This is a genomic window from Pseudomonas sp. NY15372 (assembly GCF_048068215.1).
GTDB classification, from domain to species: Bacteria; Pseudomonadota; Gammaproteobacteria; order Pseudomonadales; family Pseudomonadaceae; genus Aquipseudomonas; species Aquipseudomonas guariconensis_A.
The window spans coordinates 102,839-116,550 of the sequence record NZ_JBLUPY010000013.1 but is presented as its reverse complement, the minus strand read 5'-3'; the positions used below and the strand labels follow the sequence as shown (position 1 = coordinate 116,550).

General features: G+C 65.9%; 12 protein-coding genes, 1 tRNA gene and 1 pseudogene. 7 read left to right on the top strand and 7 right to left on the bottom strand.

Annotated features, from left to right (window positions below):
* Positions 1–134 precede the first annotated feature (134 nt).
* Entirely contained in the window at positions 135–1,148 is a 1,014-nt protein-coding gene (hemH, locus tag ACNFG0_RS12565) for a ferrochelatase (RefSeq protein ID WP_416765047.1), read from the bottom strand.
* A gap of 13 nt (positions 1,149–1,161) precedes the next feature.
* Positions 1,162–2,067 (bottom strand): TIGR01777 family oxidoreductase, encoded by a 906-nt coding sequence (locus ACNFG0_RS12560; protein WP_416765045.1) that lies wholly within the window; start codon positions 2,065–2,067, stop codon positions 1,162–1,164.
* 188 nt (positions 2,068–2,255) lie between these two features.
* Here ACNFG0_RS12560 and ACNFG0_RS12555 point away from each other — a divergent pair, with 188 nt between their 5' ends.
* The 3 genes and pseudogenes from ACNFG0_RS12555 to phrB all read left to right on the top strand — a co-directional run bounded on the left by ACNFG0_RS12555 (position 2,256) and on the right by phrB (position 5,335).
* Complete coding sequence (locus ACNFG0_RS12555; RefSeq protein ID WP_084858583.1) at positions 2,256–3,242, top strand: NAD(P)/FAD-dependent oxidoreductase; 987 nt, start codon at positions 2,256–2,258, stop codon at positions 3,240–3,242.
* Between the two features lie 208 nt (positions 3,243–3,450).
* Positions 3,451–3,900, top strand: a pseudogene (locus tag ACNFG0_RS12550) (YbgA family protein); the annotation flags it as partial.
* A gap of 19 nt (positions 3,901–3,919) precedes the next feature.
* Positions 3,920–5,335, top strand: coding sequence for a deoxyribodipyrimidine photo-lyase (gene phrB, locus ACNFG0_RS12545; RefSeq protein WP_416765043.1), 1,416 nt, complete (start codon positions 3,920–3,922; stop codon positions 5,333–5,335).
* A 69-nt stretch (positions 5,336–5,404) separates the two neighbouring features.
* Here the strand turns inward: phrB and murI are convergent, their stop codons facing one another.
* From murI to hemA, 5 genes are read right to left on the bottom strand one after another with little or no spacing between them, the layout of a single operon-like run.
* A complete protein-coding gene (gene murI, locus ACNFG0_RS12540) occupies positions 5,405–6,202 on the bottom strand; it encodes a glutamate racemase (protein ID WP_416765041.1) in 798 nt (265 codons plus the stop codon).
* Positions 6,195–6,950, bottom strand: a complete 756-nt coding sequence (locus ACNFG0_RS12535; protein ID WP_416765039.1) for a molybdopterin-synthase adenylyltransferase MoeB — start codon at positions 6,948–6,950, stop codon at positions 6,195–6,197. Before ACNFG0_RS12535 ends, murI begins: the two co-directional genes overlap by 8 nt.
* On the bottom strand, positions 6,944–7,774 hold the full coding sequence (gene prmC / locus ACNFG0_RS12530; protein ID WP_196143736.1) for a peptide chain release factor N(5)-glutamine methyltransferase: 831 nt from the start codon (positions 7,772–7,774) through the stop codon (positions 6,944–6,946). Before prmC ends, ACNFG0_RS12535 begins: the two co-directional genes overlap by 7 nt.
* Positions 7,775–8,857, bottom strand: a complete 1,083-nt coding sequence (gene prfA / locus ACNFG0_RS12525) for a peptide chain release factor 1 (RefSeq protein ID WP_196143737.1) — start codon at positions 8,855–8,857, stop codon at positions 7,775–7,777.
* Complete coding sequence (gene hemA, locus ACNFG0_RS12520; RefSeq protein WP_196143738.1) at positions 8,854–10,131, bottom strand: glutamyl-tRNA reductase; 1,278 nt, start codon at positions 10,129–10,131, stop codon at positions 8,854–8,856. The genes prfA and hemA overlap by 4 nt, the downstream gene beginning before the upstream one ends.
* Before the next feature lie 246 nt (positions 10,132–10,377).
* Between hemA and ACNFG0_RS12515 the strand changes: the two genes are divergently transcribed.
* From ACNFG0_RS12515 to ACNFG0_RS12500, 4 genes are all read left to right on the top strand, one after another.
* Positions 10,378–12,099, top strand: a complete 1,722-nt coding sequence (locus ACNFG0_RS12515; RefSeq protein ID WP_196143739.1) for a tetratricopeptide repeat protein — start codon at positions 10,378–10,380, stop codon at positions 12,097–12,099.
* A gap of 2 nt (positions 12,100–12,101) precedes the next feature.
* Positions 12,102–12,719, top strand: a complete 618-nt coding sequence (gene lolB, locus ACNFG0_RS12510) for a lipoprotein insertase outer membrane protein LolB (protein ID WP_416765037.1) — start codon at positions 12,102–12,104, stop codon at positions 12,717–12,719.
* Positions 12,720–12,722: 3 nt separating this feature from the next.
* Positions 12,723–13,583 carry a 4-(cytidine 5'-diphospho)-2-C-methyl-D-erythritol kinase gene (gene ispE / locus ACNFG0_RS12505; protein WP_196154605.1) on the top strand — a complete coding sequence of 287 codons (861 nt, stop codon included), beginning with the start codon at positions 12,723–12,725 and terminating at the stop codon, positions 13,581–13,583.
* Positions 13,584–13,602: 19 nt separating this feature from the next.
* A tRNA-Gln gene (locus ACNFG0_RS12500) sits at positions 13,603–13,677 on the top strand.
* Positions 13,678–13,712: the final 35 nt, after the last annotated feature.

Here is a 13,712-nt window from a genome sequence, read left to right as displayed (position 1 = left end):
CGCTGGTGGATCCGGGCGCGCGGGGGGGGGGGGCCCCCCCGGGCCCCGCCCCCCGGCCGCGCCCCGGGGGGCCCCCCCCGCCCTTGTCGGCGGGCCCTGGCCCCGCGAAAGGGCCGCAACGCGGCCCCAGCCATTTAGGCCTTCTCGCACATCCGCGCCAGTACCCTCACCCACTCTGGGTGATCATTCAGACAAGGCACCAGCACCAACTCCTTGCCCCCCGCCTCGATGAACTGCTCGCTGCCGCGCATGCCGATCTCTTCCAGCGTCTCGATGCAATCGGCAACGAACGCCGGGCACATCACCAGCAGCTTCTTCACCCCCGCCTTGCCCAGCTCGTCCAGGCGCGTCTCGGTGTAGGGCTCGATCCATTTGGCGCGCCCCAGGCGCGACTGGAACGACACCGACCACTTGCCGTCCGGGATTCCCATCTTCTGCGCAAACGCCCGCGCGGTGGCCAGGCATTGGCCGCGATAACAGACTGCTCGCATCTGAGCGCTGGCATCCTTGCAGCAGTCGGCGGCCTGGAAGTCATGCTTGCCAGTCGGGTCGAGCTTCTTCAAGTGCCGTTCGGGCAGGCCGTGGAAGCTCAGCAGCAGGTGGTCGTAGTCCTGCTCCAGGTACGGCCTGGCACTGTCGGCCAGCGCCTCGATGTAGTCGGGGTGTTCGTAGAACGGCTGCAGCACGCGCATCTGCAGCGGCAGCCGGCGCTCAGCGATGGTCTGCTTCGCCAGCTCCACTACCGTGGTCACGGTGCTGTCGGCGAACTGTGGATAAAGCGGCGCCAGGGTGACCTTGCGCACGCCTTGGGCCGCCAGGCGCTCCAATACCTCGGGCAAGGCGGGCTCGCCGTAGCGCATGGCGATTTCCACCGGGCCATGGGGCCAATGCTCGGCCATCGCCGCCCGCAGGCGCCGCGTCAGCACCACCAGGGGCGAGCCCTCGTCCCACCAGATCGAGGCGTAGGCGTGGGCCGACTGTTCCGGGCGCTTGATCAGGATCAGCGACACCAGCAGGCGCCGTACGGGCCAGGGCAGGTCGATCACGTAGGGGTCCATGAGGAACTGGTTGAGGTAACGGCGCACGTCGGCCACCGAGGTGGAGGCCGGCGAACCCAGGTTGACCAGCAGCAGGGCGTGATCGGTCATGCAGCGTCCTATGTCAGAGGCGGCTGGACAGGTTGTCCAGCGCCGATTGCAGATCGTTGAAGCGGAACGTGAAGCCAGCCGCCAGCAGGCGAACCGGGCGAGCGCGCTGGCCACCGAGCAATAGCGTCGACAGCTCGCCCAGGCCAGCCTTGAGCAGCAGCGCCGGCACCGGCAGCACAGCGGGCCGATGCAGCGTGCGGCCCAGGCGCTTGGCGAATTCGCGGTTGCGCACCGGTTCCGGCGCGCAGGCATTATAAGGACCGCTGCAGTCCTTGTGCTGCAAGAGAAAATCAATCAAGGCGATCTGGTCTTCTATATGGACCCAGGGCATCCACTGTCGCCCATCGCCCAAGGGCCCGCCCAGCCCCAGCTTGAACGGCATGCGCAGGCGCGACAAAAAGCCGCCGTCGCTGGCCAATACCAGGCCGGTGCGCACCAGCACCACGCGGATACCCAGCCGTTGCGCACGCTGGGCGGTTTCTTCCCAGGCGATGCACAACTGGCTGGCGAAATCCTCCTTCACCGGCGGCGACGCCTCGGTCAGCTCGCGCTCGCCACCATCGCCATACCAGCCCACTGCCGAGCCTGAAAGCAGCACCTCGGGGCGCTGCTCGCGGCTTTCCAGCCAGGCCAGTAACTGCTCGGTGAGGGTGATGCGGCTGGCCCACAGCAAGGTCCGCCGCGCAGCCGTCCAAGGGCGATCGGCGATGGGCGCACCTGCCAGGTTGACCACCGCATCCACCCTGTCGTCCGCAGCCAGTTCATCCAGACGGGCGATACCGCGCACACCCGTACCGCAAATGCCTGGCACCTGTTCGGGGCGCCTGCTCCAGACCGTCAGGCGATGCCCCTGGTCGCGCCAGTACTGGCAGAGGTGATGGCCGATCAAACCTGTACCGCCGGTCAGCAATATATGCATGGCTGTGTCCTCGCAAGCTGCGCCCGTGGTCTATTTTTAAGAACAAAGGCACTTTTTAGACCGGATGCTCTCGGATAAACATAGGCCAACCTGCCCTACCGAGCGGAATAACCTTATACAAAAAATGCGCATTGTACAGGTTTTCCTGACCGCGTAGTCTGCTAACAGCAAGGTTCGAAGAGGCCATCATGACAGTACCTATTGCCATCATCGGTGCCGGAATCGCCGGCCTGTCTGCCGCACAGGCCCTGCAGAAAGCCGGGCAGACCGTTCACCTGTTCGACAAGGGCCATGGCAGCGGCGGCCGCATGGCCAGCAAGCGCAGCGAGGCCGGTGCGCTGGACCTCGGTGCCCAGTATTTCACCGCGCGCGACCGGCGCTTCGTCGAGCAGGTGCAGCACTGGGTCGCCGCAGGCTGGGCCGAGCAATGGAAGCCGCAGTTGTACAACTACCGCGACGGCGAGCTGACGCCCTCCCCCGACGAGCAGATACGCTGGGTAGGCGTGCCACGCATGAGCGCCATCACCCGTGGCCTGCTCAAGGACGTGACGGTGAACTTTGGTTGCCGCATCGCTGAAGTGTTCCGCGGTAAACAGTACTGGCACCTGCAGGACACCGAAGGCTGCAGCCACGGCCCGTTCAGCCGTGTGGTGATCGCCGTGCCCGCGCCGCAGGCCACACCCCTGCTGGCCGCGACGCCGAAGCTCGCCGCCGTGGCCGCAGGCGTGCAGATGGAACCGACCTGGGCAGTCGCCCTGGCGTTCCAGTCCGCCCTCGACACCCCCATGCAAGGCTGCTTCGTGCAGGACAACCCGCTCGACTGGCTGGCCCGCAACCGCAGCAAGCCCGGGCGCGACGAACACCTGGACACCTGGGTATTGCACGCCACGTCCAGTTGGAGCAAACAGCACATCGACCTGCCCAAGGAAGACGTGATCGAACAGCTGTGGGGCGAGTTCGCCGAGCTGGTGGGCTGCGTGGTACCCGCCCCTACCTTTGCCCTGGCGCACCGCTGGCTCTATGCCCGCCCGGCCGGCAACCATGAATGGGGCGCCCTGGCCGATGCCGACCTGGGCCTGTATGCCTGTGGCGACTGGTGCTTGTCCGGCCGCGTCGAAGGCGCCTGGCTCAGTGGCCAGGAAGCCGCCAGGCGGCTGCTGGAGCATCTGGAGTGAACGCGCCTTTACAGGCCTGAGCCAAGCACCGCAGCGGCGGTGCTCGCGCTCGAATGGCCAGTCACGGCGCGCCCTGCCTAAAAATCGCTTGCATAACCCCGCTGCTGTGTTGAAATCGACTTGTACAAAAAAATACACATGTACAGGTTTTATGGATGCAGCGATGAAGGATGCAGACAACCAAGCCATCACCCCCTTCCAAGCCCAGGCACATGCGCAATGGCAGCACCTGCTTGCCGAAGGCCTGAGCCGTGGCGCACTGGTGCGCTTCCACTCCCGCTACAAGTACCTGGTAATGGCCTGCAGCCCCAAGGCCTACCGTGAACTGGGGCGCCTACTGGGCAGCATGTCCGGTGATGACGATCCGCAGCGGGTCGGCGCGAATTATTTCAGCCAGTTGCAGCAAGCCCTGCAGCACACGCCCAGCCGAGGCACCCACACCAATGTGCTGCAGCACCTGAGTGGTTACCTGCGCCCCGTGCTGGCACAGCACGAGCGCAGCCAATTGCAGGAAACCATCCGCCACTACCAACAAGGCAGTGTGGCGCTGACGGTTCCCCTGGCACTGCTCAGGCACTACTTGCAGGAACATCCTGACCCTTACCTGCTGCAGCAGGTCTATCTGCAACCCGCCCTCCATTCCCCAGCTGCCGCATAACCCGACGAGGCGCTTCACCATGCAATTGATCTGGCTGCGCACCGACCTGCGCGTCGAGGACAACCACGCGTTGAGCGCCGCCTGCGCGCACGGGCCAACCATCGCCTTGTGGCTGGCCAGCCCCGGCCAATGGCAGGCCCATGACGATGCCGCCTGCAAGGTCGACTTCTGGCTGCGTAATTTGCAGGCCTTGCGCCAGTCGCTGGAGCGGCTCGACATACCGCTATTGATCCGTCAGGTCGACACCTGGCAGCAAGCGCCCCAGGCGGTGCTGGAGGTATGCCGGCACTATAAGGTGCAAGGCGTGCACTGGAACGAGGAATATGGCGTCAACGAACAGCAGCGCGACGCACGCACCCAGGCGTTGCTAAACGAGGCCGGCATCGCAGCCCAGGGCTATCTCGACCAACTGTTGCTGCGCCCAGGCGCGGTACTGACCCGCAGTGGCCATTACTTCCAGGTGTTCGGCCAGTTTCGCAAGGCATGCCTGGAACACCTGCGCCTGAGCCTGCCGCCCCTGGCCCCGCGCGTGAGGAGGCAGGCGCCGACCGGCATCGCCAGCGATCCGATCCCCCAAGGGTTCCCCGGCTTTGCCGCTCCAATGCGAAGCCTGCGCGAGCATTGGCCGGCGGGTGAAAACGAAGCGCAGCGCCGCCTCACCCGTTTCATCGATGAAACCGTCGAGGACTATCCGCGCCTGCGCGACCTGCCCGCCAGAACCGGTACCAGCCAACTCTCGCCTTATCTCGCCGCCGGCGTGATCTCGCCACGCCACTGCCTGCACGCAGCCCTGCTCAGCAACCAGGGCGAGCTGGACAGCGGCAACGCCGGCATACAAACCTGGATCAATGAGCTGCTCTGGCGGGAGTTCTACAAGCACATCCTGGTGGGTTATCCACAGGTCGCCCGGCATCGGGCGTTCCGCGCCCACACCGAGGCCTTACCCTGGCGAGACGCCCCCGAGGACCTGGAGGCCTGGAAGGCCGGGCGTACCGGCTTTCCGCTGATCGACGCGGCCATGCGCCAGCTGCTGCATACCGGCTGGATGCACAACCGCCTGCGCATGGTGGTCGCCATGTTCCTGAGCAAGAACCTGCTGATCGACTGGCGCCTGGGCGAGCGCCACTTCATGCGCCACCTGATCGACGGCGACCTGGCCGCCAACAACGGCGGCTGGCAGTGGAGCGCGTCCACCGGGACCGATGCGGTGCCGTACTTCCGGATCTTCAACCCGATCAGCCAGTCGCGTCGCTTCGATCCACAAGGGCAGTTCATCCGGCACTGGCTGCCGGAGCTGGAGGGGTTGGATGACAAGGCGGTGCATGAGCCCGGAGGCAGCGGCGACCTGTTCGCGGCGCCCTACCCGCGGCCGATCGTCGACTTGGGCAACAGCCGGGCGCGGGCCTTGGCGGCGTTTCAGGCCCTGAAAGGTTGAGCCAGGCGCGCAAGGCCGCATTCCTGTAGGAGCGGCCTTGTGCCGCGAAAGGGCAGCACAGCAGCCCCTTCACCGAGGGAAAGAATGAACCGGCCCGGCCCCACCCCAGAGCAGCGGCAGCACTGTGCCCAATGACTGCGGCTGCGCGCTGGTCCAGAATACGGCCCCGCGCGCCGGCCCCTCGGCCAACAGGTTTCGCGCGGCCAGCAGGCGCTGCAGCTGTCGCGCCACGGCTGCGCCGGTATCGATGATCGCCACGTCCGAGGGCACCAGCTGCGCCAGCAGCGGGCGCAGGAAGGGATAGTGGGTACAACCGAGGATGACGGTATCGCACCCGGCCGCCAGCAAAGGCTGCACATAGCCCAAGAGCAGCTGGCGCAGCTCGGGGCTGTCGAGGTCGCCGGCTTCGATACGTTCGACCAGCCCAGGGCACGGCTGGGTCACCACCTGCACATCACTGGCGAAACGGTCGAGCAAGGCCGCGAACTTGGCACTCTGCAAGGTGCCAGTGGTGGCCAGGACACCGACCACGCCCGAACGGGTGGCCAACGCCGCCGGCTTGACCGCCGGCTCCATGCCCACCAGGGGCCAATCTGGGTACAGCTCGCGCAGGTCGGCAACCGCGGCCACCGTGGCGGTGTTGCAGGCCAGCACCATGGCCTTGGCGCCCTGCTCGCGGAAGAACTCGGCAATGTGACGCAGGCGCTGGCGGATGTAGTCCGGGGACTTCTCGCCGTAGGGCACGTGGCCGCTGTCGGCGACATACAGCAGCGACTCGTTGGGCAGCAGGCGCTGGATCTCGGCGAGCACCGACAGGCCGCCGACTCCCGAGTCCATCACGCCTACCGGCGCCGAGCGCTCAGCCATGCCGGCTGCCACACACCGGGCACGCCGGGTCGCGCTTGACCCGCAGTTCGCGCATGCGCGTGCCGAGGGCATCGATCAGCAGCAGGCGGCCGACCAGGGGGTCACCGAAACCGGCCAGCAGCTTCATCGCCTCCAGGGCCTGCAAGCTGCCGACCAGGCCAACCAACGGCCCGAGCACGCCGGCTTCGCTGCAGGTCAGCTCGGCTTCGCTGCCATGGCCGTAGAGGCAGTGGTAGCAAGGGCTGTGGTCCCGACGCGGGTCGAACACCGACAACTGCCCTTCCAGGCGAATCGCCGCGCCACTGACCAGCGGCTTGCCGGCAGCGAAGCACGCGGCGTTGACCGCCTCGCGGGTGGAAAAGTTGTCGGAGCAGTCCAGCACTACATCGACCGCTGCTACGGCCGCGGCGAGCGAATCTTCGTCCAGTGCCTGGCGATGGGCGACCAGGGTGATCTCGGGGTTGATCGCCTGCAGGCGCTTGAGTGCCGAGTCGACCTTGCTCATGCCCACGCTGTCGCTGTCATGGATGACCTGGCGCTGCAGGTTGGTCAGGTCGACGGTGTCGAAATCGGCCAGGTGCAGCTCACCCACGCCGGCAGCGGCCAGGTACAAGGCCACCGGCGAGCCGAGCCCACCCAGGCCGACCACCAGCGCCTTGCTGCGCTTGAGCCGCAACTGGCCGTCGATGTCCACCTGGGCCAGCAGAATCTGCCGGCTGTAACGCAACAGTTCCTGATCGCTCAGCATGGCAGTCGCCCCATGGTAATACGTTCGTGGTCGGCCAGGTCGCGCTGGCTGGCCACCTCGCCAAAGCCGTGGCTGGCCAGCAGTTCGCGCACCGCCGCCGCCTGGTCATAGCCGTGCTCGAGCAACAGCCAGCCGCCGGGCAGCAGGTGCTCGGGCGCCTGGGCGATGATCACGCGCAGGTCGTCCAGCCCGTCGGCGCCCGCCACCAGCGCGCTGCTGGGCTCGAAACGCACATCGCCGGCCACCAGGTGCGGGTCGTCTGTCGCGATATAAGGCGGGTTGCTGAGGATCAGGTCGAAGCGCTCGCCGGCCACGGCGTCGTACCAGTTGCTCAGGCGCACCTGGACATTGCCCAGGCCAAGGCGCTCACGGTTGCGTTCGGCCAAGGCCACGGCCTCCGGGACGCGGTCCAGCGCCGTCACCTGCCAGGCCGGGCATTCACTGGCCAAGGCCAGGGCGATGGCGCCGGTGCCGGTGCCAAGGTCGAGCACACGCGCAGGGCGAGCCGGTACTCGGGCCAGGGCCGCTTCCACTAGCAGTTCGGTCTCCGGGCGCGGGATCAATGTGTGCGGTGCCACTTCCAGGTCCAGCTTCCAGAAGCCTTGCTGGCCGAGGATATAGGCCACCGGCTCACCGGCACGGCGACGCGCCAGGTAGCCGGCGAACGTCTCGGCCGCCTCGCTGTCGACGATGCGCTCAGGCCAGGTGTGCAGGTAGCTGCGCGACTTGCCCAGGGCCGCGGCGAGCAACAGCTCGGCATCCAGGCGCGCGGTCGGGGAATCCGGCAGCTGCGCATTGTGCAGCAGGCTGGCGATGATGGTCATTCAATCCCCCAGGGCGGCCAGCTGGTCGGCCTGGTACTCGGCCAGCAGGGGCTCGATCACGGCATCGACACCGCCGGCCAGGATATCGTCGAGCGAATACAGGGTCAGGTTGATGCGGTGGTCGGTCACCCGGCCCTGTGGATAATTGTAGGTGCGGATGCGCTCGGAGCGGTCGCCCGAGCCCACCAGCAGCTTGCGCTCGCTGGCGATGGCATTCTGCGCGGCGCTGGTCTGCATGTCGTTGAGCTTGGCCGACAACCACGACATGGCCCGGGCGCGGTTCTTGTGCTGGGACCGCTCCTCCTGGCACTCGACCACGATACCGGTGGGCAAGTGAGTGATGCGGATCGCCGAGTCGGTCTTGTTGACGTGCTGACCACCGGCACCGGAGGCGCGGTAGGTGTCGACCCGCAGGTCGGCCGGGTTGATCTCGATGGCGACCTGCTCGTCCGGCTCGGGCAGCACGGCCACGGTGCACGCGGAGGTGTGGATACGGCCCTGGGATTCGGTCTCCGGCACCCGCTGCACGCGGTGCGCGCCGGACTCGAACTTGAGCTTGCCGTACACGCTCTCGCCCTCGACCCGGGCGATGATTTCCTTGTAGCCGCCGTGCTCGCCTTCGTTCTCCGAGAGAATCTCCAGGCGCCAACCACGTTTCTCGGCATAGCGCGAATACATACGGAACAGGTCGCCAGAGAAAATCGCCGCCTCGTCGCCGCCGGTACCGGCGCGGATTTCGAGGAACACGTTGCGACCGTCGTTGGGGTCCTTGGGCAGCAGCATACGCTGCAGCTGCGACTCCAGGCCGACCAACTGTTCCTTGGCCTCGCGGACCTCCTCGACGGCCATCTCGCGCAGGTCTGGGTCACTGTCCTTGAGCAGCGCCTGGGCACCTTCCAGATCGTCCTGGACCTTGCGCCACTCTTTATAGGCGTCGATCACCGGCTCGACTTCGGCGTACTCGCGCGAATAGGCGCGAAAACGCGTCTGGTCGGTGATGACTTCAGCATCGCCCAGCAGGGCGGTGAGTTCCTCGAAGCGGTCCTGGAGCGTGTCCAGTTTATTGAGCAGCGACGCTTTCATTGCGGGGTCTTGTCCGTCGAGCCCTCGTTGAGGGCAAAGAGTTCCTGGGCCATGGCCAGCGCATCGAGGCGGCCTTCGGCGGAGAGCTTTTTCAGTTGCACGCTGGGCGCATGCAGGAGTTTGTTGGTCAACCCACGCGCCAGCTGGGCCAGCACCTCTTCGGGGTTGCCGCCATTGGCCAGCAGGCGCTGGGCCTTTTGCAGTTCTTCGTCGCGCAGGCGCTCGCTTTGCTGGCGGTAGGCCTTGAGCACATCCACGGCAGCCAGCTCGCGCAGGCGCACCATGAAGTCCTCGGCGCCCACCGACACCAGTTCCTCGGCGGCCTGGGCTGCGCCCTGGCGGCTCTTGAGGTTTTCCGCGACCACTTCGTGCAGGTCGTCGACGGTATAGAGGTAGACGTCGTCCAGCTCGCCGACCTGCGGCTCGATATCCCGCGGCACGGCGATGTCGACCATGAAGATCGGCTTGTGCCGACGCTGCTTCAGCGCGCTTTCCACTGCGCCCTTGCCGAGGATCGGCAATTGGCTTGCCGTGGAGCTGATGACGATGTCGCTGTTGGCGAGCTCCTGGGGAATGTCGGACAACAGCACCGCATGGGCCCCGAACTGCTCGGCCAGTGTGCTGGCCCGTTCGAGGGTGCGATTGGCCACGACGATCCGGCGCACCCCCTGCTCGTGCAAGTGGCGGGCGACCAGGGTGATGGTCTCGCCGGCACCGATCAACAGCGCCTGGCTGCGCCCCAGGTCGCTGAAGATCTGCTTGGCCAGGCTGACGGCGGCGAAGGCCACCGAAACCGGGTTTTCGCCGATGGCGGTGTCAGTGCGCACTTGCTTGGCGGCACTGAAGGTGGCCTGGAACAGGCGCCCCAGCAGCGGGCCGATGGTGCCGGCTTCGCGGGCGACAGCGTAGGCGGACTTCATCTGACCGAGAATCTGTGGCTCGCCGAGCACCAGGGAATCCAGGCCGGAAGCGACGCGCATCATGTGCTTGACAGCATCGTGCTCCTCATGGATGTAGGCGCTGGCGCGCAGCTCGTCGAGGCTCAGCTGGTGGTACTCGGCCAGCCATTGCAGCACCGCGTCGGCGGCCAGGTGGTCCTGCTCTATATAGAGCTCGCTGCGGTTGCAGGTCGACAGGATCGCGGCCTCGCGGCTGGCGGTCAGTCGGCAGAGCTGCTGCAGGGCATCGACCAGCTGCTCTGGCGTAAACGCCACGCGCTCGCGTACGTCTACCGAGGCAGTCTTATGGTTGATACCAAGTGCAAGAAAGGCCATGCAAGGTCGCTGGTTGTGACGAGAAGCCGATAATTGTCCTACTTCGCAGGTTCCAGAACAACCACCGTTCGCTATTGTCGTGATAGCAGGGGTGCATGCCTGGGGATGGCTGCATGAGGACAGCTATCGCGGAACCCTCCTCCCCCCAGAAGGTCGCAGTTAACCAGACACCGCACTGGTGGGTTTGCCCTCGCGCTTGTGTCATCATGCTCCGACCGCCGGTAAGTCCTTCTTAAGCCCCTTTATATGAACAGACCTTACGCATTGCTGCTTGCCTTCGCCCTGCTCCAGGGCTGCCAGAGCCTGGCCCCGCAAACGGCCGAGCCACCCGTGGCCGAGGCCGGCAAAGGCGAACCGGAAAAGCCCGTGGTGTATGGATCGTTCAAGCAGGAAACGCTGTACAGCCTGCTGGTGGCCGAACTCGCCGGCCAGCGCAACCGCTTCGACATCGCCCTGGCCAATTATGTCGACCAGGCCGAGAAGACCCAGGACCCAGCGGTCTCCGAGCGCGCCTACCGCATCGCCGAGTACCTGGGTGCCGACGAGCCGTCCCTGGATACCGCCCTGATCTGGGCCCGCAACGATGCGCAAAACCTCGACGCCCAACGCGCCGCCGCCATCCAGTTGGCCCGCGCCGGGCGCTACGACGAATCCATGACCTACATGGAAAAAGTCCTCCAGGGCAAAGGCGACACCCATTTCGACTTCCTCGCCCTGTCGGCCGCCGAAACCGACCAGAACACCCGCGACGGCCTGCTGCAAAGCTTCGACCGCCTGCTGGTCAAGCACCCGGACAACGGCCAGCTGGTATTCGGCAAGGCCCTGCTGCTCAACCAGGACGGCAAGACCCAGCAAGCCCTCGACCTGCTCGAGGCGCACCCTCCACAGAACGGCGAAGTGGCCCCGGTGCTGTTGCGCGCACGCCTGCTCCAGGCCCTGGACCGCGGCCCGGAAGCCCTGCCGCTGCTGCGCGGGGCCATACGCGACAACCCCGACGACAAGCGCCTGCGCCTGACCTATGCCCGCACCCTGGTCGAACAGGACCGCATGGCCGATGCCAAGGCCGAGTTCGAAAGCCTGCTGCAGCAGTACCCCGAGGATGACGAGCTGCGCTATTCGCTCGCCCTGGTGTGCATGGAGAACAAAAGCTGGGACGAAGCCGAAGGCTACCTGCAGGAACTGGTCGAGCGCGACAGCAATGTCGATGCCGCGCACCTGAACCTGGGCCGCATCCGCGAGGAGCGCAGCGACCCTGAAGCTGCCCTGCGCGAGTACGCCCTGGTCGGCCCGGGCCCCGACTACCTGCCGGCGCAGCTGCGCCAGGCCGACATCCTCATCGCCAACGGCCGTGCCACCGAGGCCTCGCGCCTGCTCGCCGAGGCGCGCGAAGCCCAGCCCGACTACGCCATCCAGCTGTACCTGATCGAAGCCGAGAGCTACGGCAATAACAGCAAGGACGCCCAGGCCGAGCAGGTCCTGGCCCAGGCCATCAAGCGTTACCCGGACGACCTCAACCTGCTCTACACCCGCGCCATGTTGGCCGAAAAGCGCGATGACCTGCCGCAGATGGAAAAAGACCTGCGCGCCATCATCGAGCGCGAGCCGGAAAACGCCATGGCCCTGAACGCCCTCGGCTATACCCTGGCCGACCGCACCACCCGCTACGCCGAAGCCAAGGCGCTGATCGAAAAAGCCCACCAGCTCACTCCGGACGACCCGGCAGTGCTCGACAGCCTGGGCTGGGTGAATTATCGCCTGGGCAACCTCGACGAGGCCGAACGCCTGCTGCGCCAGGCCTTGGAACGCTTCCCCGACCACGAAGTGGCCGCCCACCTGGGCGAAGTCCTCTGGGCCAACGGCAAGCGCCGTGAAGCCCGCCAGGTCTGGGCCAAAGCCTTCGAAGGCCAGCCCGACAGTCCCATCCTGCGCAAGACCCTCCTGCGCCTGACCGGATCAGAGACCCTGTAGATATGTTCCTGCGTCATTGCATTACCTTCACCCTGATCGCCCTGCTCGCCGGCTGCGCCGGTTTCACCAGCCGCGAAGCCTTGCACGGTCAAGGCGACCCGCAGCAGTGGCGTGCCCATAAAACGCAGTTGAGCACCCTCGACGGTTGGCAAATCAATGGCAAGGTCGGTATCCGCGCCCCACGCGACTCCGGCAGCGGCACCCTGTTCTGGCTGCAACGCCAGGACTACTACGACATTCGCCTGGCCGGCCCCTTGGGCCGTGGCGCCGCCCGCCTGACCGGACGCCCCGGCGGCGTGGTACTGGAGGTGGCCAACCAGGGCCGCTACGAAGCGCCAAGCCCTGAAGCCCTGCTCGAAGAGCAGCTCGGCTGGCAGTTGCCGGTCTCGCACCTGGTGTGGTGGGTTCGCGGCCTGCCCGCGCCCGACAGCAAGAGCCAGCTGACCCTGGACGGCGACAGCCGCCTGGCCAGCCTGAAGCAGGACGGCTGGCAGGTCGAGTACCTGAGCTACACCCAGCAGAACGGCTATTGGCTGCCCGAGCGCCTGAAGCTGCACGGCCAGGACCTGGACGTCACCCTGGTGGTCAAGGACTGGCAACCCCGCCAGCTGGGGCGCTGATCCATGGGCACGCTGACCCTGCCGGCCCCGGCCAAGCTCAACCTGTGGCTGCACATCACCGGCCGCCGCCCGGACGGCTATCACGAGCTGGAAACCGTGTTCCAGTTCCTCGACCACGGCGACGAGCTCAGCTTCGCCCTGCGTGACGACGGCCAGATCCGCCTACACACCGAGATCGAAGCGGTCCCCCACGACAGCAACCTGATCGTGCGCGCAGCCCGCATGCTGCAGGCACAATCCGGCACCTCGCTGGGCGCCGACATCTGGCTGGACAAAGTCCTGCCCATGGGTGGCGGCATCGGTGGCGGCAGCTCCGATGCCGCCACCACCCTGCTGGCGCTGGCACACCTGTGGCAACTGGACTGGGACGAAGACCGCCTGGCCGCCCTGGGCCTAGCCCTCGGCGCCGACGTGCCGGTGTTCGTGCGTGGCCATGCCGCCTTCGCCCAGGGGGTGGGCGAGCAACTGACCCCGGTCGACCCCGAAGAGCCCTGGTACGTCGTGCTGGTGCCGCAAGTGTCTGTCAGCACAGCGGAAATTTTTTCGCATCCAGAGTTGACACGTGATTCCCTCCCCCTTAAGATGCGCCCCGTTCCCGAGGGAAACAGTCGAAATGACTGCCAACCGGTGGTCGAGCAACGTTATCCAGAAGTTCGCAATGCGTTGAATTCCCTGGGTAAATATACGGAAGCTCGAATGACCGGCACTGGAAGTTGCGTGTTTGGGGCCTTCCCAAGCAAAGCCGAAGCTGATAAAGTTCTGGCCCTTCTTTCAGAGACCCAAACAGGGTTTGTGGCAAAGGGAAGCAATATTTCGATGTTGCATCGCAAGCTGCAAAGTCTGATCAAGAAGTCGAGTGCCTAGCGCTCGCAGCAACAGATACAGGGGCGTCGCCAAGCGGTAAGGCAGCAGGTTTTGATCCTGCCATGCGTTGGTTCGAATCCAGCCGCCCCTGCCATTTTCCTTATACTCATCCAGGTTACCCTCAGCCTT

Bases quoted from the DNA above. Each gene is read 5' to 3' on its own strand.
- hemA (WP_196143738.1), bottom strand. From the start codon at position 10,131: ATGGCCTTTCTTGCACTTGGTATCAACCATAAGACTGCCTCGGTAGAC.
- lolB (WP_416765037.1), top strand. From the start codon at position 12,102: ATGTTCCTGCGTCATTGCATTACCTTCACCCTGATCGCCCTGCTCGCC.
- prmC (WP_196143736.1), bottom strand. From the start codon at position 7,774: ATGACCATCATCGCCAGCCTGCTGCACAATGCGCAGCTGCCGGATTCC.
- phrB (WP_416765043.1), top strand. From the start codon at position 3,920: ATGCAATTGATCTGGCTGCGCACCGACCTGCGCGTCGAGGACAACCAC.
- hemH (WP_416765047.1), bottom strand. From the start codon at position 1,148: ATGACCGATCACGCCCTGCTGCTGGTCAACCTGGGTTCGCCGGCCTCC.
- ACNFG0_RS12560 (WP_416765045.1), bottom strand. From the start codon at position 2,067: ATGCATATATTGCTGACCGGCGGTACAGGTTTGATCGGCCATCACCTC.
- ACNFG0_RS12515 (WP_196143739.1), top strand. From the start codon at position 10,378: ATGAACAGACCTTACGCATTGCTGCTTGCCTTCGCCCTGCTCCAGGGC.
- ispE (WP_196154605.1), top strand. From the start codon at position 12,723: ATGGGCACGCTGACCCTGCCGGCCCCGGCCAAGCTCAACCTGTGGCTG.
- murI (WP_416765041.1), bottom strand. From the start codon at position 6,202: ATGGCTGAGCGCTCGGCGCCGGTAGGCGTGATGGACTCGGGAGTCGGC.
- ACNFG0_RS12555 (WP_084858583.1), top strand. From the start codon at position 2,256: ATGACAGTACCTATTGCCATCATCGGTGCCGGAATCGCCGGCCTGTCT.
- prfA (WP_196143737.1), bottom strand. From the start codon at position 8,857: ATGAAAGCGTCGCTGCTCAATAAACTGGACACGCTCCAGGACCGCTTC.
- ACNFG0_RS12535 (WP_416765039.1), bottom strand. From the start codon at position 6,950: ATGCTGAGCGATCAGGAACTGTTGCGTTACAGCCGGCAGATTCTGCTG.